The 22,886-nt window shown below is 45.6% G+C and carries 24 protein-coding genes and 1 pseudogene; 13 read left to right on the forward strand and 12 right to left on the reverse strand.

From position 1 onward, the window contains the following. Positions 1–257 precede the first annotated feature (257 nt). The 7 genes and pseudogenes from DXB83_RS03280 to DXB83_RS03305 form a co-directional block, all read left to right on the forward strand. Positions 258–485: a hypothetical protein gene (locus DXB83_RS03280; RefSeq protein WP_117812784.1), complete on the forward strand. Its 228-nt coding sequence runs from the start codon at positions 258–260 to the stop codon at positions 483–485. Positions 486–502: 17 nt separating this feature from the next. After that, positions 503–1,549 carry an electron transporter RnfD gene (locus DXB83_RS03285; RefSeq protein ID WP_118697243.1) on the forward strand — a complete coding sequence of 349 codons (1,047 nt, stop codon included), beginning with the start codon at positions 503–505 and terminating at the stop codon, positions 1,547–1,549. A 33-nt stretch (positions 1,550–1,582) separates the two neighbouring features. After that, positions 1,583–1,990, forward strand: coding sequence for a family 1 glycosylhydrolase (locus DXB83_RS17100; protein WP_118697244.1), 408 nt, complete (start codon positions 1,583–1,585; stop codon positions 1,988–1,990). A gap of 159 nt (positions 1,991–2,149) precedes the next feature. Beyond that, a complete protein-coding gene (locus tag DXB83_RS03295; RefSeq protein WP_055217859.1) occupies positions 2,150–3,025 on the forward strand; it encodes a phosphoribosylaminoimidazolesuccinocarboxamide synthase in 876 nt (291 codons plus the stop codon). Between the two features lie 153 nt (positions 3,026–3,178). Continuing rightward, the gene (locus tag DXB83_RS03300) at positions 3,179–3,673 is read left to right on the forward strand and encodes an HD domain-containing protein (RefSeq protein WP_117508936.1); all 495 of its coding nucleotides are present in this window, start codon (positions 3,179–3,181) and stop codon (positions 3,671–3,673) included. A gap of 46 nt (positions 3,674–3,719) precedes the next feature. Continuing rightward, positions 3,720–3,884 carry a hypothetical protein gene (locus DXB83_RS16380; protein ID WP_022462877.1) on the forward strand — a complete coding sequence of 55 codons (165 nt, stop codon included), beginning with the start codon at positions 3,720–3,722 and terminating at the stop codon, positions 3,882–3,884. Further along, positions 3,885–4,028: pseudogene (locus DXB83_RS03305) on the forward strand (aldo/keto reductase); the annotation flags it as partial. Between the two features lie 168 nt (positions 4,029–4,196). On the opposite strand, the gene DXB83_RS03310 reads toward DXB83_RS03305, so the two are convergent. Next, a complete protein-coding gene (locus DXB83_RS03310; RefSeq protein ID WP_022462875.1) occupies positions 4,197–5,894 on the reverse strand; it encodes a carbon starvation CstA family protein in 1,698 nt (565 codons plus the stop codon). Between the two features lie 607 nt (positions 5,895–6,501). On the opposite strand from DXB83_RS03310, the gene DXB83_RS03315 reads away from it, so the two are divergent. From DXB83_RS03315 to DXB83_RS03335, 4 genes are all read left to right on the forward strand, one after another. Next, positions 6,502–8,235 (forward strand): glycoside hydrolase family 5 protein, encoded by a 1,734-nt coding sequence (locus DXB83_RS03315; RefSeq protein ID WP_118697245.1) that lies wholly within the window; start codon positions 6,502–6,504, stop codon positions 8,233–8,235. Between the two features lie 195 nt (positions 8,236–8,430). Then, positions 8,431–8,649 carry a cation transporter gene (locus DXB83_RS03320; RefSeq protein ID WP_055266075.1) on the forward strand — a complete coding sequence of 73 codons (219 nt, stop codon included), beginning with the start codon at positions 8,431–8,433 and terminating at the stop codon, positions 8,647–8,649. Between the two features lie 186 nt (positions 8,650–8,835). Continuing rightward, on the forward strand, positions 8,836–10,704 hold the full coding sequence (locus DXB83_RS03330) for a heavy metal translocating P-type ATPase (RefSeq protein ID WP_117804969.1): 1,869 nt from the start codon (positions 8,836–8,838) through the stop codon (positions 10,702–10,704). Positions 10,705–10,721: 17 nt separating this feature from the next. Beyond that, the gene (locus DXB83_RS03335; RefSeq protein ID WP_117761503.1) at positions 10,722–11,096 is read left to right on the forward strand and encodes an ArsR/SmtB family transcription factor; all 375 of its coding nucleotides are present in this window, start codon (positions 10,722–10,724) and stop codon (positions 11,094–11,096) included. A gap of 193 nt (positions 11,097–11,289) precedes the next feature. Here DXB83_RS03335 and DXB83_RS03340 read toward each other — a convergent pair whose 3' ends face one another. Further along, entirely contained in the window at positions 11,290–11,664 is a 375-nt protein-coding gene (locus tag DXB83_RS03340) for a LysM peptidoglycan-binding domain-containing protein (protein ID WP_022462870.1), read from the reverse strand. Positions 11,665–11,917: 253 nt separating this feature from the next. Here DXB83_RS03340 and lexA point away from each other — a divergent pair, with 253 nt between their 5' ends. Together lexA and DXB83_RS03350 are read left to right on the forward strand one after the other, a co-directional pair. Continuing rightward, a complete protein-coding gene (gene lexA / locus DXB83_RS03345) occupies positions 11,918–12,586 on the forward strand; it encodes a transcriptional repressor LexA (protein WP_055217843.1) in 669 nt (222 codons plus the stop codon). 206 nt (positions 12,587–12,792) lie between these two features. Further along, a complete protein-coding gene (locus tag DXB83_RS03350) occupies positions 12,793–13,869 on the forward strand; it encodes a tyrosine-type recombinase/integrase (RefSeq protein ID WP_022462868.1) in 1,077 nt (358 codons plus the stop codon). A gap of 97 nt (positions 13,870–13,966) precedes the next feature. Here DXB83_RS03350 and rsmH read toward each other — a convergent pair whose 3' ends face one another. From rsmH to DXB83_RS03400, 10 genes are all read right to left on the reverse strand, one after another. Beyond that, positions 13,967–15,016, reverse strand: coding sequence for a 16S rRNA (cytosine(1402)-N(4))-methyltransferase RsmH (rsmH, locus tag DXB83_RS03355; RefSeq protein ID WP_117508932.1), 1,050 nt, complete (start codon positions 15,014–15,016; stop codon positions 13,967–13,969). Between the two features lie 29 nt (positions 15,017–15,045). Further along, positions 15,046–15,993 (reverse strand): RluA family pseudouridine synthase, encoded by a 948-nt coding sequence (locus DXB83_RS03360; protein ID WP_118697246.1) that lies wholly within the window; start codon positions 15,991–15,993, stop codon positions 15,046–15,048. Positions 15,994–16,101: 108 nt separating this feature from the next. Beyond that, complete coding sequence (gene dtd / locus DXB83_RS03365; protein WP_022462865.1) at positions 16,102–16,542, reverse strand: D-aminoacyl-tRNA deacylase; 441 nt, start codon at positions 16,540–16,542, stop codon at positions 16,102–16,104. A gap of 75 nt (positions 16,543–16,617) precedes the next feature. After that, positions 16,618–17,256, reverse strand: a complete 639-nt coding sequence (locus tag DXB83_RS03370) for a cytidylate kinase-like family protein (protein WP_117508930.1) — start codon at positions 17,254–17,256, stop codon at positions 16,618–16,620. Positions 17,257–17,429: 173 nt separating this feature from the next. Continuing rightward, complete coding sequence (locus DXB83_RS03375) at positions 17,430–18,359, reverse strand: RluA family pseudouridine synthase (protein WP_117804968.1); 930 nt, start codon at positions 18,357–18,359, stop codon at positions 17,430–17,432. Then, positions 18,352–18,888 carry a signal peptidase II gene (gene lspA, locus DXB83_RS03380; RefSeq protein WP_022462862.1) on the reverse strand — a complete coding sequence of 179 codons (537 nt, stop codon included), beginning with the start codon at positions 18,886–18,888 and terminating at the stop codon, positions 18,352–18,354. The genes DXB83_RS03375 and lspA overlap by 8 nt, the downstream gene beginning before the upstream one ends. Beyond that, on the reverse strand, positions 18,878–19,990 hold the full coding sequence (gene aroB, locus DXB83_RS03385) for a 3-dehydroquinate synthase (protein ID WP_117508928.1): 1,113 nt from the start codon (positions 19,988–19,990) through the stop codon (positions 18,878–18,880). Before aroB ends, lspA begins: the two co-directional genes overlap by 11 nt. A gap of 133 nt (positions 19,991–20,123) precedes the next feature. Beyond that, on the reverse strand, positions 20,124–20,735 hold the full coding sequence (locus DXB83_RS03390; protein ID WP_117508927.1) for a cell division protein SepF: 612 nt from the start codon (positions 20,733–20,735) through the stop codon (positions 20,124–20,126). An 89-nt stretch (positions 20,736–20,824) separates the two neighbouring features. Beyond that, positions 20,825–21,520, reverse strand: coding sequence for a YggS family pyridoxal phosphate-dependent enzyme (locus DXB83_RS03395; protein WP_022462859.1), 696 nt, complete (start codon positions 21,518–21,520; stop codon positions 20,825–20,827). 20 nt (positions 21,521–21,540) lie between these two features. Next, positions 21,541–22,824: an HlyD family efflux transporter periplasmic adaptor subunit gene (locus DXB83_RS03400; protein ID WP_147326089.1), complete on the reverse strand. Its 1,284-nt coding sequence runs from the start codon at positions 22,822–22,824 to the stop codon at positions 21,541–21,543. Between the last annotated feature and the right edge of the window lie 62 nt (positions 22,825–22,886).

The following is a 22,886-nucleotide window of genomic DNA, read 5'->3' on the forward strand; positions in this document are numbered from 1 at the left end:
AAATCGGCCAACTGCCTATTGGATTCTTACGGAACAAATTACAGATTTCTCGTGAATGCTGCATATGATGAAATGAAGAAAGCTATGAGGAAGCAGGATATTTGCCTGCTTTTTCATAGTTTTTTAAGTTAATCTTAAACTTAGTAAAAATAACTTAAATTAAGTTGACAGTTATTTGCTATCATATTAACGTAATCTTAGATGTTAATAACGTCATAGAGGAACTAATAGATAAGTGACAGAAGGTAGGAAAGAACGTGGGACGAAGAAAGAAGGTCCGTCTGGAACAGATTGCAGTGCAGTGGAGAAAAGAAAATTCATACGGTAGATATAACAATTCTTCCGGAAGAGGTAACGGATACAACTCCATTTTATCTGATGTCATTAATTATTGCATAAGATTTTTGAAGGAGAGGCTTCCGGAGATTGAGACAGCAGCACTTGGAAATGAAGCAGGAATGATCGGTGCAGCAAGTTTACTGTAAAATATGGAGGGGATAAGATGAGAATTAATCCTGATAATAAAAAAATACGTTATAGCGGAAGGATCGACTGGAGAAATCCAAAAGAACCAATCTGGGTTTATCCATGTACATCTGTGGAATTTAAATTTACAGGAAAATATTTGAAAATTTTCCTGAGAAACAAAAATGAATACTGGCAGAATTATCTTGGATGTATTTTAGATGGAGTGCAGTCGTGTTATTATCTGGATAACGAGAAAGAGAATGAAATAGAGATTCGTGTTCCTGAGAATGAAAACGGAGAACATCATGTTCTTTTCTTTAAACGTCAGGATTCCTGCCATGAGATGCACATCCTTGGATTTGAAATTGAAGACGGAGCAAAATTATTGGAACTTCCGGATGCACAGACAAGAAAAATTGAAGTTTACGGAGATTCTGTATCAGCAGGAGAAGTGACAGAAGCAGTGGATTATACAGGAAAGACGGACCCTGAACATCAGGGAGGTTATTCTAACAGCTGGTATTCCTATGCATGGATGACAGCACGTATGCTGAATGCACAGATCCATGATATCGCACAGGGCGGAATTGCATTGATGGATGGACAAGGCTGGTTCCATGAGCCGGAGCAGATTGGAATGGAAAGTGCCTGGAATAAAATTCGCTTTAATAAAACATTTGGTGAACTGACAGAATGGGATTTTAATCAGTATACACCGCAGGTTGTTGTCGTGGCAATTGGCCAGAATGATAATCATCCGTTTGATTATATGTCAGAAGACTATATGTGTGAGAAAGCAATTCTTTGGAGAGAACACTATACAGAATTTTTAAAAAAACTGCGTCAGGTATATCCGAAGGCATCGGTCGTCTGCTGTACGACATTGCTTGAGCATGACAGTTCTTGGGACAAAGCAATTGACGATGTAGTGGTTTCTATGGGAGACAGTAAAATTTCCCATTGTATCTTTAAAAGAAACGGAGCAGCGACTCCAGGACATCTCAGAATTCCAGAAACCTATGAGATGGCGAGAGAACTTGCTGATTATATAGAGAATCTGGGAATCGAGGAATGGAAATAATTAGAATAGTAGAGTAATAAGAGGAAGAAAGCAATGGAAAAAAAGATCGTTTTTTCAGAAAATTTTGTCTGGGGTGCAGCAACAAGTGCATATCAAATTGAAGGTGCAGTAAAAGAAGATGGAAAAGGTGAACACATCTGGGACGTGTATACAAAAGAACCGGGGAAAGTATATTCCGGTCATACCGGCGAAGTAGCGTGTGATCATTATCACAGATATGATTTTCTTGCAAGATATTTGCGAGAACTGAGAAAAGCAGCAGAGGAAGCGGATATCAGAGGATATTTCCAGTGGTCTTTGATGGATAATTTTGAATGGGCCAAAGGTTACTCATATCGATTTGGACTCGTATATGTGGACTACAGAAATCAGGAGAGAATTATGAAAGATTCCGCATTCTGGTATAAACACGTGATAGAAACAAACGGAGCAGAATTATAAATGGAAATAAAAGATCCCTTTTGGAGTTTATTTAGTAGCGTTAATAATAAATACTTGACAATTTATAAGGAGTGGTGTAGGGTAAAGGTGTCAAAGGAATTTCACCGGGTTGGGTGTAATTCCGTTCACTATCCTATACGAAAAGAAGAGGTATTCATGATGAAAGAATTAAAGCCAATCAAAGAGGGTAAGGTACGCGAGATTTATGATAACGGCGACAGCCTGATCATGGTAGCAACCGACCGTATTAGCTGTTTTGATGTCATTCTGAACAATGTGGTAACAAAAAAAGGTACCGTTCTGACCCAGATGTCCAAATTCTGGTTCGATCTGACAGAAGACATCCTTCCGAATCATATGATCTCTGTAGACGTAAAAGACATGCCGGAATTTTTCCAGCAGGAGAAATTTGACGGAAACAGCATGATGTGCCGTAAGCTGGAAATGCTTCCTATCGAGTGCATTGTCCGCGGCTACATTACCGGAAGCGGCTGGGCAAGCTATCAGAAAACAGGAAAAGTATGTGGCATCGAGCTTCCGGAAGGATTAAAAGAATCTGACAAGCTTCCTGAGCCAATCTACACTCCGTCCACAAAGGCTGAAATCGGAGATCATGACGAAAATATCTCTTATGAGCAGAGCATCGCCCATCTGGAAAAATACTTCCCGGGAAAAGGAGCCGAGTATGCAGAGAAGCTTCGCGACTACACCATCGCTCTGTATAAAAAATGTGCTGATTATGCTTTAAGCAAAGGCATTATCATTGCAGACACAAAATTTGAGTTTGGTCTTGATGAAAACGGAAATATCGTAATCGGCGACGAGATGCTGACTCCGGACAGCTCCCGCTTCTGGCCTGCAGATGGTTATGAACCAGGCCATGGTCAGCCATCTTTTGACAAACAGTTCGCGCGCGACTGGCTCAAAGCCAACGATGGAAACCACGACTGGACTCTGCCGCAGGAAATCGTAGACAAGACGATCGAGAAATATCTTCAGGCATATGAGATGCTGACAGGAAAACCGCTGGCATAAAGAACATCATAGTGTTAAAAAGCTACAGGAGGCAGGTTCTGCCTCCTGTTTTTGCATATTTTGTGATAAGATCAGATGATAATCTGATACTCAAATGCGTGAAACATGTGATATAATGGGAAGAAAGACAGGATGCGAAGGAGGAAACACGATATGAAAATTGCTGCTGCAATTGAAAAAATGACAGATTTTTATAAGGGAAATATTCATGATATTTATCATTTTCTGAAGGTATGGGCCTTTGCAAAGAACATCGGCGAGGCGGAAGGACTGGATCCAAAAACACAGGAAACGCTGGAGATGGCAGCTGTTGTCCATGATATTGCCTGCCCGCTGTGTCGGGAAAAATACGGAAATACCAGCGGAAAGCATCAGGAAGAGGAAAGTGCGCCGCTCGTTGCAGAATTTTTCAAAGATGTACCGGCAGGAGAACTGGATGTCGAACGCATCACATGGCTGGTTACGCATCATCATACCTATACAAATGTAGAGGGAATGGATTACCAGATCCTGCTGGAAGCCGATTTTCTGGTCAATGCCGGCGAGAGCGAATATTCAAAACAGGCGATTGAAAATTTCTGCAGAAAAGTATTTCGGACGGAAGCGGGAACGCATCTGTTGAAGAGTATGTTTCCGGAGAAGGAATAAGGTCATGAAGTGTGACATCCTCCACCACCTCTACAGGTGGTGGAGGATGTCACTTTTACAGCAGGACAGCCGGGGGCATTTAACCTTTATGGCGGTCAACCGGGAGATCCCGAAGTATCTGGATGCTACCTTATGGAACAGGGGATTTGTGGATACAAACGGCAAATACTATGAGCTTTGGAATGCGCAGGCACAGTATTATACGGAGTAAAATTTTGGCAATCTGTCGGCAGAAGCCATTCACAGAGAGATTGACGGTACACTGAAACGGCTGGGAACAGATTATCTGGATCTGTATATCATTCACCGTTTTGACTACGAAACTCCGATTGAGGAAACAATGGAAGCCCTGAATGTATGACCGCACTGGCATGGCAATGGGCGAAGGGAGTCAGCTCCCCGATTATCGGTGCGACCAAGGCGGCAATTGTTTCGTAAAAAACTATGGCATGTAAAACGCCGTCAGACTTGTTGTAGTCTGACGGCGTTTTACGTTAGGAAGCTCTTTGAAGAAACATCTATATTATTTCGTTTCCTGTCCCGCTTTCTTCCGGAACAGTTCTTTTCCACAGCTGATGACAATGATGACACCAAGAACCATCAGCAGAATGGCGATGATGAGCTGCAGTCCCTCAACGAGGAAGACAGCGGTTCCTGCTCCATACGCTTTTACAAGTGCAATGACACGCTCTACCAGTGCGGTAAAGGTGACACAGAGCATGATGATGAGCGGCGGGAACAGGGTTCTGTTTTCACGGCCGGTGACTTTCAGGAAGACACAGAGCGTGATCAGAACGAGTGCACTCAGCATCTGGTTTGCACTTCCGAACAGCGGCCAGATATTGGCATATCCGATCTGGGTCAGGATGTAGCCGCAGAGCAGAGTAACAATGGTAGAGAAATATTTATTGCAGAGCAGCTTTCTCCATCCGGCAGCATGTTCCATATCATCGACAGTGAACAGTTCCTGGAAGGACATACGGCCGATTCGTGCAACGGAGTCAAGACTGGTAAGTGCCAGCGCCGATACACACATCGTCATGAAGCACTGTGCTCCGTATACCGGGATGCCGAACATTTCCAGAAATCCGGCAACACCGGAAGAAAAGATCGCAAATGGCGTTCCGACAGCAGCCGTACCGTCTGCAGAAGCAGCAGCACCGGCAACGCAGAGGGCGAGGACGGCAAGCAGGCTCTCCAGAACCATAGCTCCGTATCCGACTTTCTGCATATCTTTTTCATTCGCAATGGTTTTCGAAGAGGTTCCAGACGATACCAGGCTGTGGAATCCGGAAACAGCACCACAGGCAACGGTGACAAACAGGATCGGGAACAGATCTCCGGATGCCGCATTGTGGAAACCGGTGTACATTGGAAGATTCATTTTCGGGTGTGCAACAACAAGTCCGACAACAGCGCCAAGGATCATGCCGGCAAACATAAAGGTTGTCATAAAGTCACGCGGCTGCATCAGAAGCCACATCGGAAGGACAGCGGCAAGAAAGATGTAGGCAAATACCAGATAAGTCCAGGTTGCTTTGCTTGTTACAAGCGGTACATTCATGCCGATTGCAAAAGCTGCAACGGTGCATGCAAGGCCGAGTACCATTTCTTTCCAGCCTTTCCACTGCAGTTTTTTCTGGAGCAGTCCGAAGACAACAGCAAAAGCGATAAACAGCAGGGAGATGCTTCCGGCAGCGCCGTTTACAGTTGCCTGGGCAGAAAGCTTTGTGACGCCGTCAACCGTTTCGTAAGCATTAAATGTTCCGGCAACCATATCTGCAAAGGCGGCGATAACGATCAGTGTAAAGAGCCAGCAGAAGAGAAGAAACAGTTTTTTTCCTGTTTTGCCGATGTATTTCTCAATGAGAAGTCCCATGGATTTTCCTTCGTTTTTGACACTCGCATACAGCGCACCGAAATCGGTAACAGCACCAAAGAAGATACCGCCGATCAGGATCCATAAAAGGACGGGAACCCATCCAAAGACAGCGGCCTGAATGGCACCGGTGACAGGGCCTGCACCTGCGATTGAAGAAAACTGATGGGCGAATACGGTCCATCCATCGGTAGGGACGTAATCCTGACCGTCATTTTTTGCAACGGCAGGTGTTTTTGCTTTGGGATCGATGCCCCATTTCTTTGCCAGCCAGCTTCCGTAGAAGGTATAACCTGCTATCAGACATACGGCGGCGATCAGTACAATAACCAACGTGTTCATAATAAAATTCCTCCTCGTTCAAAAATGATATTTCCAGTTTACATGGATTTCAAATGGAAAAAGAAAAGGGAAAAGGCAATTGTGTTGGTATGCTTGGAAACAAAAAAAGCTTCGTCTCCCTGACTTATGCAAGAAGACGAAGCTTTCAAAAAACGCTCCGCGTTACCACTTCTAATTATCGGCTGTTTCTTTTGGTCGATCACTCAGACAAGATCCCCGAAACCATTTGATACACTTTCCGGTGAATCTCTTCTCTGCTAACGGTGAGAGGCCGGTCCGGACTACTTTCCATTTCTGGTTTCGTCTGTACAGCTCACAGGGGATTGTTCTTTGGGATACCTGCCATCTCGCACCAGCCGATGGTTCTCTGCAAAGGCTCACCCGAAAAATGTTGTCCTGCTCATTGCTTTTTTCTGATCCCTTTTTTCTTTTGAACACTTTGCATTATAGTCTCATTTTTCGGTTTGTCAAGCAATTTTAAAAAAAATATCATGTTTTTTCCCTGAAAATAGTAAAAATCTATTTCTTGACACAGAAAACCAGAATTTTTATAATAGAAGAAAAAGCGCAGAACCAGAAGGCTTCTGCGGAAAGGTGGTATTTTTGTATGGGGTATTATGACAAAGAACGTGTAAGGGGATTTTTGCACAATCAGGACGGTATTATTGTGAATGATTTCGGAGAAGAGGTGATTCTCCGCGGCTGGGGCATGGGAAACTGGGATAATCCGGAAGGATTTATGCTCGGCACCCAGAGCGGCTTTGGACTGTTCGAGCCTGGAAAATATGCGCCGATGGGACGTATGGACCGTGGAAGAAGTATGGACCAGATTCTACGGGAGACCTGCGGAACGAAATATGCGGAGGAGTTCTGGAAACGCTGGAGACGGCTGTATCTGACGGAGGAGGATATTGCACTTCTCTCCAGACGCGGTTACAATTCCGTGCGTCTGCCGATCCGCGCAGGAAGCTTTCTGTATGAGGAGCCGGGGATTACGTATAATGAAGATTCCTTTGCCATGCTGAATGATGTTCTCGACTGGTGTGAGACGTATCAGGTTTATGCTGTCGTAGATTTCCATGCGGCAACGGCAGGCCAGTCCGGAATTCCGTGTGATGACGGCGTGGACAATGGACAGCATCTGTATGACGATGAAGAATCGATGGAGCGGATGTTTCTTCTGATGGAAGAGTTTATGAGAAGATACAAAGACCGCTGGATCATCGGCGCATATGACTGTATCAACGAGCCGATCTCCATGACGCCGCGCCGCGAGGAGCTGACACCGAAGCTGGTCTATTTTTACGAGGAAATGATCCGCCGCTGCAGAAAGATCGACCAGAAACACTTATTTTTGCTGAATGGTACACAGTTTTCCTCTCTTACATATTTCTTTAATCATGAGTTTGACCCGGAATACCACAACTGGGGCATCAGTCTTCATGCGTATGAGATGGTTGTTCCGGAGGTAGCTTCTCTTGCCAGTGTTCTCCGTACCTGCCGGGAACAGAAGATCTGCCTGTGGATGGGCGAGACAGGAGGAAGAAATGAGCACGCATGGCAGACAACGATGTATGAGATTCTTGCCGAGTACCACGCCGGTTATAATCTGTGGTGCTGGAAAACGGTAGAGGGAGCAGGATGTGCTTCGATTCTGAACTTTAATGTTCCGGATGAATGGCATCTGATTACCGATTATGCAATTAATGGAGCTGCAAAACCGTCCTACGAGCATGCGCAGGCCATCTGGGACAGCTACCTGGAATGCCTGGCGGTCGATAAATGCAAAGAAAATACGCAGTATCATCCTTATCTGCTTCGAGAGGGCAATTTTGAGATCCCGGCGATCGGCTACAACGCGCTGCCGATGGATTCACACCGTGGTCTTAGTGATCTTCCGAATGCTGCAGGATATCGTCTGTATGACCGGTTTGAATTGGTTTATGAAAAAGGATATCATCCTGAACCGGCCGGGTTTGCCGCACCGGGTCCGATCAAACATCCGAGAGATCATGTACAGCTTCAGCTGGGAGCAGGAGAGTATGCTTCCTATACAATCCGTGAAAAAGAAACCTATACCGTTTCTGTAACTTACTGTGCAGACAAAGAGGTGAAGGTACAGGCAGCTATTCAGGGAGAGACTCTTTTTGAAGGGGTAATGCCTCCTGCCGGTGAGAAAGTAACTTCGGATGTTCATCCATATTTTGCATATGAAACAGCACCGAACACACTCGAACGGTTCACACTCGGTACCGTTACAGGAGAAGGCATTCTGAAAATAGAGGTTCTGGACGGATGTGCACGGTTCGGACAGATTGTGATTCGGAAAAGTGAAAAATAGCAGAACATAACGTTTCTTTATGAGGAATAAATAACAGATCTATCTGCCCGCAGGAATCAAAAAAATCCGACGGGCAGATTTTTTTGATTTTTTTCAGTTTTCCATTGACAATTGCATCACTGGTGCTATAATAAAAACAAACATATGAATAAATGTTCATATGAACAGTGAAAATGAAAAAGGAGATCAAAAGCGATGAAGAAAACGTATAAGATCGATGTTGACTGCGCAAACTGTGCAAACAAAATGGAAGAGGCTGCAAAAAACACAGCAGGTGTAAAGGATGCTACCGTAAACTTTATGATGCTCAAAATGATCGTTGAGTTCGAAGACGGACAGGATCCAAAGAGCGTTATGCAGGATGTTCTGAAAAACTGCAAAAAAGTTGAGGATGACTGCGAGATCTTCCTCTAAAATAAAAAACTTTCATCGGCGGATGGAAGAAAAAGCTGGAGCAGAATAGATTCTAAAACCTGTCTGCGGTTCAGCTCGAGAAAAATCCAGTATTTTCTCTCTGGAGCAGCGGATTTGGATCTGTAAATCTCTGGGATGAAATGCTGGATTTTTTCATCCGGCGGTAAGAACAAAGGAGGCATATGTATGAATAAGAAACAGAAAAAGGTTCTCATCCGCGTCATCGTTGCATCGGTTCTTCTGATTCTCTGCGCGGTACTGCCGACAACCGGCTATGTGCGATTTGCAACCTTTATGGTTCCTTATCTGGTCATCGGATACGATATCCTGAAAAAGGCCTGGAAGGGAATCCTGAACAAACAGGTATTTGATGAAAACTTTCTGATGGCTGTTGCAACGGTCGGTGCCATTCTGCTTGGCGAGTATCCGGAGGGCGTAGCCGTTATGCTGTTTTACCAGATCGGCGAACTGTTCCAGAGCTATGCTGTCGGAAAGAGCCGCCGGAACATCAGCGAACTGATGGATATCCGCCCGGATTATGCAAATATCGAGGTAGACGGAAAACTCGAGCAGGTTGATCCGGATGAAGTTGAGGTTGGCACAATCATCGTTGTACAGCCTGGTGAAAAGATTCCGATCGATGGTGTGATCGAAGAAGGAAACACCACACTGAATACCAGTGCCCTGACCGGAGAGAGTGTTCCGCGTGACGCCCGGGAGGGAGACGAAGTCATCAGCGGATGTATCAATATGTCCGGTCTGATTAAAGTAAAAACAACGAAAGAGTTTGGAGAGTCCACCGTATCCAAAATTCTGGACCTTGTGGAAAACTCCAGCTCCAAGAAATCAAGATCCGAGAACTTTATTTCCAAATTTGCGAAATACTATACACCGGCCGTCTGCTACGGTGCGCTGGCGCTGGCAATCCTGCCGCCGCTGGTACGGATGCTGTTTTTAAGTGCCGCTCCTGAGTGGAGCGTATGGATTTACCGTGCGCTGACCTTCCTGGTTATCAGCTGCCCTTGTGCACTGGTCATCAGTATTCCGCTCAGCTTCTTCGCCGGTATCGGCGGCGCAAGCCATGAAGGTGTCCTGGTGAAAGGTTCCAACTATCTGGAAACGCTTTCCCAGACCAAATACGTTGTATTCGATAAAACCGGTACCATGACACAGGGTGTCTTTGAAGTAGCCGGTATTCACCACAATACGATCAGTCAGGAAGATGTTCTGGAATACGCAGCACTTGCTGAGTGTGCTTCGAGCCATCCGATCAGCAAGAGTCTGCAGAGAGCATATGGAAAACTGATCGACCGAAGCCGTGTCACGAACATCGAAGAGATCAGCGGAAACGGTGTAACAGCAAAGGTAGACGGTAAAAATGTCGCTGCCGGAAATGCAAAACTGATGGAGCGCCTTGGCGTTGATTATATCGACTGCCACAGCGTCGGCACCATCGTCCATGTTGCTGTAGACGGCAAGTATGCCGGACATATCCTGATCTGTGATATGATCAAACCGCATGCGAAAGAGGCGATTCAGGCGCTGCGGAAATCCGGTATTAAAAAGACGATTATGCTGACCGGAGACTCCAGGCGGATAGCCGATCAGGTAGCTGCAGATCTTGGAATTGATGAAGTTTACAGCGAACTGCTTCCTGGTGACAAAGTAAGTAAAGTGGAAGAGCTGCTTGCCGCAAAGACAGAAAAAGAAAAACTTGCCTTCGTAGGTGACGGCATCAATGATGCACCGGTACTGTCCCGTGCCGATATCGGTATTGCGATGGGAGCACTTGGTTCCGACGCAGCAATTGAAGCAGCTGATATCGTTCTGATGGACGACGATCCGCTCAAGATTTCCAAAGCAATTCACATTTCCAGAAAATGTATTCACATTGTTTATGAGAATATTTATTTTGCAATTGGTATCAAAGTATTGTTCCTGCTTCTGGGAGCCATCGGTATCGCTAACATGTGGATGGCAATTTTCGCAGATGTCGGAGTTATGATTCTGGCGGTTCTGAATGCAATTCGTGCTCTGTTTGTGAAAAATCTATAGAAAGACGAGGACACAAAATGGCAAAAATCAATCTGGAAGAAGCTGATCTGTGCTGTGACTCCTGTGAGGTTCATGAAAATCTGGTAAAGATTGTCAATGAGACCATGCCGGATGAAACAGAGCTTTACGATCTGGCAGAGCTTTTCAAGGTATTTGGTGATTCCACGCGGATCCAGATCCTGTTTGTCCTGTTTGAGGCAGAGGTATGCGTCTGCGACCTGGCAGAAGCACTGCACATGACACAGTCCGCAATTTCCCACCAGCTTCGCATTCTGAAGCAGAATAAGCTGGTAAAGAGCAGACGAGAAGGAAAATCGGTGTTCTACTCTCTTGCAGATGGTCATGTACGGACAATCATCGCACAGGGACAGGAGCATATTGAAGAGGATTAAAAAAAGCATAAGATAGCAGAAACGTCCCGCAGATGAGAAATTTCATCTGCGGGACGTTTCTGCTTTTCACATTCATTCTTTATTTGGTAAACCATGCTTCCCGAACATGCTGTTTTAGAAGGTTCCGTGCATTTTGGAAGCTGTTTTTTTACTTTGTTTACATAACAGAATTATGTAAAGCATTTCTTGAATTTCATGATTTATACTCCTCGGAGTAATACGGAATGCAGAGATACATACCGTCCGTGATCTGGTTGGAACTCAGGTGATTAATCTCACGGACCTCAGCAATGTAACTGGAAATATCGGAGTATTCTTCTGTACGGTATTCTTTGGCGATGTCCCACAGTGTATCGCCGGAAGAAACGCGGATACTGGTGTAGTATTTGTAGGTTGGAGCTTTCGGCTCACTGTCTGCCTGCGTATTCTGCGGCGTGAAGTGGAAGATTAAAAGAAATGTGACGGCAACCAGAGACAGGAGAGCGGCGGCTGCGCGGATCTGCAGTTTTCTTCTCTGGATTTTTCGTCTTTCTCTCAGTGATTTTCTTTTCTTTGCATTGGTACTCATGTAAAATTCCCCCTTGATTTGTGATAGAAGAGTAGTTGTGCTATGTGAACATTTGTTCTTTCGAATATATGTTCATTATAATAAAAGAACGTATGTTTGTCAATACGAAATACGAACAAATTTTCGAAACTTTTGTTTGCGTTCCGGTGGGATTTATGGTAAAATTTATTTGGTATATTTTAAGCAAATATCGTATAGAAAGAGGGGACTACCCTAATTCATATAAAAAACGAAACGACAGGAGGAACATACGATGGCTGGAGACAAAAATAAACTGACAGAGAAACAGAGACAGATTCTCGAATATTTAAAACAGGAAATTTTGCAGAGAGGATTCCCGCCGTCTGTGCGTGAGATCTGCGAAGCGGTTTCCCTTCGTTCTACATCCTCGGTACATGCACATCTGGAAACACTGGAGCGGAAAGGCTATATCAAACGAGATGCAACAAAACCGAGAGCCATTGAAATCTGCGATGAAGGATTCCATACCGGCCGCCTTGGTGCAATCCAGGGAATTGCATCGGAAGACACCGCATCCCAGAGTGAGGTTGCACAGATTCCGCTGATCGGCAAAGTAGCTGCCGGAGAACCGATTCTTGCGGTAGAGAATATTGAAGGATATTTCCCAATGCCGGTAGACCGTCTGCCAAACGCAGAAACGTTCCTTTTAAAGGTACAGGGCGAAAGCATGGTAAATGCAGGTATTTTAGACGGTGACCTTGTTCTTGTGGAACAACAGGCAACTGCGGAAAATGGAGAAAAAATTGTCGCTCTGGTCAATGATTCCGCTACAGTAAAAACATTCTACAAGGAAGACGGTTATTTCCGCCTGCAGCCGGAAAACGATGAGATGGATCCGATCCTTGTGAATGATCTGCAGATCGTAGGAAAGGTAATCGGAGTATTAAGATTTTTATCCTGAAAAATAAAAGAAGAAAATAAAAAATGTTGTGAAAAAACGAACAAGAAATCGGCCTGTAAAATTCGGCGGTTTCAGAGGAAAAACCGGTGATTTCTGAAAGTAACTCTTCAACTATTCGAAAAACCTGCGTTTCCCGAATAGTTATATAGAAGAAATACTTCTTTCATTTTCCCGGTTTTTCTGTTTAGAAAGGCTCATTTGCGGTTATGAAATCAAAAATTACGTATCACGAACAAACCGATATGGAAAATACACTGAAGCTCCGCGAGGTTCTGAAGACGCTTCCCTCTTTTACTTCCGAATTTTTCCGCGGCATCAGCACAACGACATCGACCAGCACACGGATCAAATATGCATATGACCTTCGGATCTTTTTTCAGTATCTGCAGAAAGAAAATCCGGAACTTGCCAAAATTCCCATGGATCAGATGTCCGTTGATGTGCTTGACCAGGTCACTGCACTTGATCTTGAGGAATACACAGAATATTTAAAGGCTTATATCGGTTCCCAGGAATCTTATACCACCAACGGGGAAAAAGGACTGAAACGAAAATTGTCGGCACTTCGGACGTTCTATTCCTATTATTTCAAAAAGGAACTGATTGAGACAAATCCTACGCTGCTTATCGATATGCCGAAGCTCCATGAAAAAGAAATTATCCGTCTGGAGCCAAATGAGGTTGCGGAGCTTCTCGATTTTATTGAATCCTGCGGCGACGGGCTGAGCAATCATCAGCGGGCCTACTATGAAAAAACAAAGGAACGTGATTTTGCAATCATTACTCTTCTGCTTGGCACTGGAATCCGTGTGTCGGAATGTGTCGGGTTAGATATTGAGGATGTCGATTTTAAAAACAATGGCATCAAAGTGCTTCGAAAAGGTGGAAATGAAATGTTTGTCTACTTTGGAGATGAAGTTGCCGAGGCACTGAAAAAGTATATCGAAGTCCGCGCAGGTATTACGCCTGTGGCAGGACACGAACACGCACTCTTCTATTCGGCGCAGAGAAAACGGATCAACGTCAAGACGGTGGAAAATCTGGTGAAGAAATATGCGTCCCAGGTGACGACAACGAAGAAAATTACGCCGCATAAACTGCGTAGTACGTACGGTACGACGCTGTATCAGGAAACAGGCGATATTTATCTTGTTGCGGATGTTCTCGGCCATAAGGATGTCAATACGACGAAGAAGCATTATGCTGCCATGGACGATGCAAGGCGCCGTCAGGCTGCCACAGCGGTACGGCTGCGGGAGTCCATGCCGGAGCATGAGGAATAAAAACATATCAGAAACCAAAAGAGGAATCAACAGGGATTATATCCCATTCGTTGATTCCTCTTTTTTATGGAGACGACTTCTCTCCTGCTTTTTTTAGTTACTCCGCCTTAATTGCCCAGCGCATTTTCGTTGAACTTGCACGGCTGTTGCGGATGCATTCTTCTTTGGAAGGACGAATGACTTCTTTTGAATATTCGGAATAAATACCGATCTGATACAGTCCCTTCATGGACTTTTTCACAAGCCGGTCTTCGCCGGAATGGAACGTCAGAATTGCCGCTCTGCCGCCCGGAGCAAGAGCATCCGGAAGTTTTTCCATGAATGCTTCCAGAACCTCATATTCGTTGTTTACATCGATCCGCAGTGCCTGGAAGGTGCGGGCGCAGGATTTTTTGATGGCTTCTTTTTTCTCGTCTTTCGGAAGAAAATCCAGTGCTTCAGCGATCAGATCACGCAGTGCAAACGTAGTGTCAATTTTCTTTCCTTTCCGAAGTGCCCGCGTAACAGCCTGGGAAATTTCTTTTGCATACGGTTCATCGGCGTTTTCAATGAGCATGCCTTCCAGTTCATCGCGTGCAACCGTGCGCAGACGCTCGGCCGCGGAAATTCCTGCCTCCGGATTCAGGCGAAGATCCAGCGGTCCATCATATTTGTAGGAAAAGCCGCGCTCCGGATTATCAATCTGCATGGAGGAAACACCAAGATCCGCCAGAATGAAGTCAAAGGGGCCGTATTTGGCAGCAACCTGATCAATATTGGCAAAATTCTGATGAAGAATCGTTAAAATCTCAGGGCCGTACCCCTGCGCGGCCAGTCGTTCTTTTGTTTTTGCCATCTCGATCGGATCGACATCCAGCGCACAGAGATGCCCTTTTCCCTGCAGGCATGCAAGCATACGGGAGCTGTGGCCGCCGTATCCGAGTGTTGCATCAAGTCCGTTCTGTCCCGGCTCGATCTTGAGAAAATCGAGGATTTCATCTACGAGAATCGGGATATGCATGCCGGCCGGTGTGCTTCCCTTTTGGATCACATGCTCAATGGTCCCCTGATATTTCTCCGGATTCAGTTCTTTGTATTTCTCATTGTAATTCCGCGGATGTGTGCCTTTGTAGCGGACGCGGCGTTTGTGTTCTTTCTGTTCTTCCATAAAATGTTCTCCTTATACTTCAAATATATTTAATCGAACATGTGCGTTCGAATATTTTCCAGATCAATTGGTTCTCCTGTCATCGGCTGCAGAAAGTGCAGTTTCCAGGCATGGAGCGCGGCACGGGTACCGCCGTCGCGGACTCCGTAGAGCGGATCTCCGAAAAGTGGATGTCCAATAGATGCCATGTGAAGGCGGATCTGATGCGTGCGGCCGGTTTCCAGACGGCAGCACACGACGGCCCAGAAAGGATCCTGAAGGACAGCCTCGTAGTGTGTAATAGCCCACAGGCCGTTCCCTTCTTTACAGATACGCATTTTAGTGATACGTTTCCCAGACGGATCGAAAGAATCAGGGTCATCTCCTGGAATTTGCTCCATGGAAAGACGAATGGTTTCTTTTTGCGTTTCTTCGGAAAAGGGATGGTGTACCAGAGCCAGGTATTCTTTTTTCAGCGCGCCGCTCTCCCGCTGCCGGGACAGTCTGGCAGCAGCCAGCTGATTCTTTGCAAATAGTACCAGACCCGATGTATCTTTGTCAAGACGGCCGATGCAGCGGAGTTCAGAAGGCGCTGTCGGTGTTTTTAACAGGGATGCGGCAGCATGTGTCAGGGAATCGGAATAATGGCCGTGGGAAGCGTGGCAGACCATACCGGATGGCTTGTCTGCGACACAGAGATCACTGTCCTCATAGAGAATCCGTACGCCGGCAGAATCACCTGATACCGGCAGAACCTGATCTTCGGAAAGGTGGGGACACTTCTGCTCATATCGAAAAGTGATCGTATCTCCAGTCTGGACGACTGCATTTGTGCGGCAGGAAACACCGTTTTTCTGAATTCCATCCGAAATATATTTGGCATGGCGGATTTCACGTGGTGTCAGATGCAGAAAACGTTTTAGAATTGTTTCCACCGACAGTCCCCCCTGTTCCGGAAGGACAAAGTGACACAGCTGCTGATAGTCAAATTGCGGCATAAAAGATTTTCTCCTCTTCACAAGTTCACATAATCATTTTATGTAAACTGTATAAATACAAACAATTCAGTCCGATGATGGTACACTATCTCTAGACAAAAACAGGTTTCACAGATCCTCTAAGATCACCGTAAACGGCCCATCATTCACCAGTGATACTTCCATCTCAGCCCCGAACACTCCCGTTTCGACAACAGGAACCTGTTCCCGTGCTTTCGCGACCATATATTCATACAGTTCTTCTGCTCTGTGCGGCTCGCCTGCTTCCGTGAAGCTTGGACGGTTTCCTTTTTTACAGTTGGCATACAGGGTAAACTGTGAAACCATCAGAAGCTGTCCATCCACATCTGCCAGGGACTTGTTCGTCTTTCCATTTTCATCTTCAAAAATACGCAGTCCCAGCAGTTTTTTCATATACTTGTCTGCTGTTGCTTCATCGTCCCCCTGGCCGACACCGATCAGAACCAGAAAACCTTTCTGAATCGATCCGACAACCTTTTCTTCCACCGAAACACTTGCTCTTTTTACACGTTGTATAACAATTCTCATCTTTAAAATCCTTTCATAAAATGACCCTCCTCTTATTTTTAAGAGGAGGGTCGTTTCTCCTATGTTCTGTTTTGATCAGGTGCTGAAAATCTTGCGGATTCCCGCTTCTTTAACTTCAATTGCCTGTTTGATCATATCTACGGTTCCATCGATACCGAATACACTGCTGTTCAGGCACAGGTCGTAGCTGTCTACCTCGCCCCAGCGTTTGCTGGTGTAGTAATTGTAGTAGCTTGCACGCTGTTTGTCGATCTTTGTGATCTTGTCTTTTGCTTTTGCATCGGAAAGATCATACAGCTTTGCGATACGGCGGATGCGATCCTGCATATCTGCTTTAATAAAGATGCTCAGCACGTTCGGATTTTCCTCCAGTGCATAATCTGCACAGCGGCCTACGATGACACACGGACCGTCCTGCGAAATCTTCTTGATGGCATCAAACTGTGCCAGAAATACCTTCTGGTTCAGCGGCATATCCATCATGGTAGATCCATAGCCGAAGGAGTAACTGTCCATAACCAGAGAGTATAAAAAGCTGTTGGTTGGTTTTTCATCGTGGTTTTCGAACAATTCCTGGCATAATCCGCTGTCCTTTGCTGCTCTCTCCAGCAGCTCTTTGTCATAGTACTTGATTCCCAGGTCATCCGCTAAAATCTTACCAATGGAATGTCCGGCGCTTCCGTACTGACGTCCAATCGTTATGATAGTTTTCATATAATCCGCTCCTTTCCATTCCGTCACAATAATCTGCTTTCACAGATGTAGTAACTCGCGTTTTTTCGTTACATCCAGTATACTACAGAATTCACAGAAAGTACAGAACATTTTGATAAAACTTATACAAATTAACTATATACTTTTTGAAATATCATTCTTTTTAAGCAGTTTCAGACATTTTTTCGAAACTGCAGCAACAGATTGGAAAAATATTCCGGAATCGGCGCCTCAAACTCCATATAGGCACCGGTCCGTGGATGGATAAATCCAAGTACCATCGCATGCAGCGTCTGTCCCTGCAGGTTTTTCACCGGGCATTTCTTCGGGCCATAAACCGCATCGCCAAGCAGCGGATGCCCGATACTTGCCATATGGACACGGATCTGATGCGTCCGGCCGGTTTCCAGCTGGCATTCAATATACGTATAATTTCCAAAGCGTTCCAGCACACGGTAATGTGTGACCGCCGGTTTTCCGTTCCGTTCATTAATCGCCATCTTTTTCCGGTCTGTCGGATGGCGGCCGATTGCACCGCGCACGGTTCCCTCGTCCTCTTTCAGATTCCCATGGACAATTGCCCGGTACTTTCGGGTAATGGAATGTACAGAGAGCTGTTCTGCGAGGCTCTGGTGGGCGAAATCGCTCTTACAGATAACCAGGGCACCCGTTGTGTCCATATCGATTCTGTGGACGATTCCGGGGCGCAGAACGCCGTTGATGCCGGAGAGATTTCCGCGGCAGTGATACAGAACCGCATTGACCAGTGTTCCGTTGCTGTGGCCTGCCGCCGGATGTACGACCATCCCCTTGGGCTTATTGACGACCAGAAGATCATCATCCTCGTACAGAATATCAAGCGGAATGTTTTCTGGCTCCACGTTCAGTTTTTCCGGTTCCGGCAGAAGCACCAGAACGGCATCACCGGCGGCAACCTTACTGCTTGCTTTCTGCGTTTTTCCGTTGATCGAAACCTTTCCGTCTTTTAAAAGCTTCTGCAGAAAAGAACGGGAACAGTCCGAAAAAGATGCGGCCAGGCACTGATCAATCCGTTTTCCGTCAAAATCCGGTGTAACTTCCAAAATCCGTTCTTCTTCAGCCATCGGACTCCTCCTTTTTGGCGTTTTTATGCAGAAATGCGAAGTCTTCGTCCTTGTAGTACAACAGATACAGCAGTAAAAAGACAGCGACCGATACGGTGACATAAATATCAGCTACGTTAAAAACCGGAAAGTTGATCAGCGAAACGTAGATGAAATCAACGACATAGTGATTCAGAAAACGATCGTAAAAATTTCCGACCGCACCAGCCGTCAGAACAGTCAGCACGGCAAAAAGCGGTAAAAAGCGGCGTGTCTTTGGAAGCTTGTAAAAGACAATCACCATGACGATCAGAAACAATACCGTCATCATAGCAAACAGCCAGTACTGATCCTGCAGAAGTCCGAATGCCATACCGCGGTTTTCCAGATAAAACAGCTCCAAAACCCCTGGAATGAGCTCGATCGACGGCTGGTCCTTCAGATACTGCACTGCCAGTGATTTTGTATACTGATCTGCTGCAAGCAGAAGGACAATCGCTGCCGCGCAAACCAGATAAACGGCCAGCGGAGAAAGTTTTTTACTCTTCATCGATCAGATCTCCATTAATAGAATTGATAGCTTCCAGCATTTCTTCATCTGTAACCGTGCGGTCCACCACAGCATGGCCGACAGACTCCAGAAGGATGAATTTGATCGTACCCTGTTCCATTTTCTTGTCCGATTTTGTTGCAGCCAGAATATCTTCCGATTTCAGGCCGTCCACAGTGATTGGCAGATAGAAACCGACGTTCATATCACGAATCTCGTAAAACTCTTCATCGGAGAGATAACTTCTCTTGTAGGAAATATAGGCAGCAGCAACGGTTCCAAGTGCAACGCACTGGCCATGGAGCAGTTCGAAGTTTTTGAGTTTTTCAATGGCATGGCCGATCGTATGGCCAAGATTTAAAACGGCACGCTCTCCCTGTTCTGTTGGGTCATTTTCTACAACCTGGCGTTTGATATCGCAGCATTTCTGAATCATTTTCGTTAATACCGGCTCAATCCGCTCTTCGATCTCAGACATGTGATTGATGGTCCAGATGTAGAATTTTTCATCGCGGATCAGACCTGTTTTCAGGACTTCTCCCATACCGCAGGCAAACTGATCGCCGTTCAGGGATTTTAAGGTTGCCATATTCATATAGACAAGACGTGGATGATGGAATGCACCGACCATATTTTTGTACTGGTCGAAATCGACGCCCGTTTTTCCTCCAACGCTGGAATCTACCTGTGCAAGCAGTGTCGTCGGAAGCTGGATGAAATCAATGCCGCGCAGATACGTTGCCGCCGCATAGCCGGTCAGATCCCCAACGACACCGCCGCCGAGTGCGAATAAAATGTCTTTTCTCTCAAAGTGGTTTTCAATCAGATGCGTGTACAGATCTTTGACAGTATCCAGATTTTTGCTTGCTTCACCAGCCGGGAAAACAAATGCGGTTACGGTCTCAAACAGCGGGGACAGTACATTTTTTACCTCTTCCAGATACAGTTCTGAAACCGTGCTGTCTGTGACAATGCAGGCCTTTTTTGCAGGGAGTTTTAAGTTCTCCACACAGCCGGCGAGGCGTTCGTAGCTGCCGTCCCAGACAATTTCATAAGAAAATTCAGTAGATGTGCCTTCTCTTTTAACGGTAAGTGTTTTCATAAATTATGCCTCCTGTATGTTCTTTCATGAAAAAAGCATCAGAATCCTGCATCTGATGCTTTTCCTTTGTTACTAAGTAAATCAATAATTGATCCAGTGGATCCATTTTAATTTACTGCAAAGATAATTTTCTTTAATAATCGGTACGGATATTTGGAAGATCAAAAGCTCCGCTTAAGATATCCTGGATGTCGCCGGAAATTTCTACACTGGACGGTGTCAGGATGAAAATATAGCTGGAAACTTTCTGCAGACTTCCGCTCATGCAGTAGCATGCACCACAGCAGAAATCAATGATTCTCTGGGCAATATCCACATCAATGCCTTCTAAGTTAAGGACAACGGTACATCCGGCCAGAAGCGTATCCGCGATTTCACGGGTATCCTCCATGGAAGCCGGTTTGATGACGCATACTTCCATATTTAATGCACCTGCTTTCTTTCTCATTGGAGTAACTTTCGAGGAAACCGGGGCAGCTGGCTTTGGAGCTCGTGCAGCAGCAGCCTGGCTTGAAGCGGTGGTCTTTGGCGCCGGCTGTTTACGCGGTGCAGTGTGAACCGGTTTCGCCTGCAGCTCTTCCTCTTCGTCCTCATCCTCGTTCTCCAGTTTACGGAAGAAACGTTTCTTTGGTTTTTCTTCTATATCATCGTCTTCTTCATCGAAGAAGCTATCCGAATCAGCATCCTCTTCCTCGTAATCGTCGTTCAGCCGGATGGCATCCAGAAATTTGTCTAAAACACTCATTCTTATACTCTCCTATTTTTAGTCCTGTGGCATTTGGCCAGACAGCCGTGCAGAATGCGCGGGGTCACTCTTCTTGGAAAGGCTTCCTGTTATCTTTTACTGTAATCCCGTTCGCCAAAGACTCCGGTTCCAACCCGTACTAAAGTGGCGCCTTCTTCTACTGCTACTTCGTAATCGCCGGTCATGCCCATGCTCAAAATGGCCATACGTACATTATTAATGTTTTTGGCGGCAATGTCAACACTTAATTCCTTTAATTTGCGAAAAACCGGACGATTTTCTTCTGGATCTTCCACATACGGTGCAATGGTCATAAGTCCCTCCACATGAATTGCCGGAAGTTTTGCGATTTCTTCAATCAATGGAAGGGTTTCCTCTACGGAGACACCAAACTTGCTTTCCTCGCCGGCAACGTTTACCTCGATCAGGATCGGGATTTCGCAGTTGTGCTTTACCGCTTCCTCACTGATCGTTTTTGCCAGACGAAGAGAATCGACAGAATGAATCAGGGCAACTTTTCCTGCAATGTATTTTACTTTATTCCGCTGCAGATGACCGATCATGTGCCAGTGGATATCCTTTGGCAGCACTTCCTCTTTTTCTGTCAGCTCCTGCACTTTGTTTTCACCGAAATTGCGTTCGCCAAGATCATAGATTTCGGAAAGCATTTCGACCGGTTTTGTCTTGCTGACCGCAATCAGGGTAACTTCCTCCCGGTTCCGTCCGGCTCTTTTGCAGGCTTCTGTAATTTTCTTCTGGACTTCTTCATAGTTCTCTTTCAGCATATCTTTCTAACCTCCAGTATTTAATGCACAATATCTTCTTCACTGACGGTGGATGCATTTTCCACAATATAATCATACTGCGAAATGCCGTATTGCGTTTGTTTTTTTATGATAGAATACTCCGCATTCTGATCGACGATCTGAATTTTGCGGAATACAGCATATCCTTTGTTGATGCAGTAAACACCCTGCAGCGGAACCGTTTCTCCAATCTGATACGTTGTGGCGGAATCCTGTGCACGAAGTATATCTCCATCATTAAAAGCGGCCATGTCGACGTAATATTCGACCGGATTATCATTTTCATCATTGACCTGCTCATAGATCGTGGCGTTTACAAATTCTGTCACCGGCTGTCCGTTATCATCCAGCATGACATTTCCTTTTTTATCGGTCTTTTCCCGCAGGAAACCGGAAGAATTGCTGTCTCCGCCCTGTACGAGCATCTGCGCCGGGATTTTATAGAAATCTTTTTCCGTGATGGCAGTATTTGGAATTTTCAGTCCGCTTCCATTGTTTGTGACCAGCTCTATTGAAAGAAAACGGTCTTCCGCATAACGGATCATCCCGCTTGTAAACGAAATGACAGCATAGTTCTGATCGTTAATGGACTTTAGGTTCAGTGTTCCCGTCTGTGTTTTTCCGTCTTTCAGAAATTTAACTTTTATCGTACTGAAATTGGAAAGTGTAACGACCTGCTTATTCGTCACCGGAACGGCAATTTCCCACTGCTCATCTGTCACCAGACGGTATACTGCATTTCCAGGCTCCGTCTGCGCGCCGGAATCAAAGGAAACCACAGAGGCTTTCGTAGAGAAAAGCTCCGGCGTAAGGCTGTCCTCCGTATAGCTTTCATATCCATCACTGCCGTAGACGACAACACCGTCCTGATCTGCATAAAATATCGTCTGTAATGAGGAATCTCCGTTTTCAGCGGCAGCGGCAAGCAGCTTTGCGGAAAGTTCTGTTTTCAGCTGATAAATGCCGGAAAAGGAACTGGAATCATAATCAGAAGAAAAACGTGCGAGCGAGGAACGAAGCGACGTTCTCGTTGCCGCATCTGCCGAAATACCAGAGGTATCGGCATTTTCTGTTGCGGAAATCCCATAAACAGCGCTTCCGCGGCTGATTTTCGATGCATTTGGGGTATAGAACTGAACATATCCGCTGCCGGAGGAAAGCTGCACACTCTCTGTCCGCATGGCGAATGCGGTATAGGTATCATTCCGGGATAAAGTTCCCTGCACAACCTGAAAAGATTTGATATGATCGGCGGTCAGGTAAAAGAAAAGTGAAACTGCCATATAGAAAAAAAGGGCTCCAAAGATGATATTTCCAATATTCAACGCCGGAAAAGGGAAACGGA

This window comes from Blautia sp. OM06-15AC (assembly GCF_003481425.1).
GTDB lineage: Bacteria > Bacillota > Clostridia > Lachnospirales > Lachnospiraceae > Fusicatenibacter > Fusicatenibacter saccharivorans.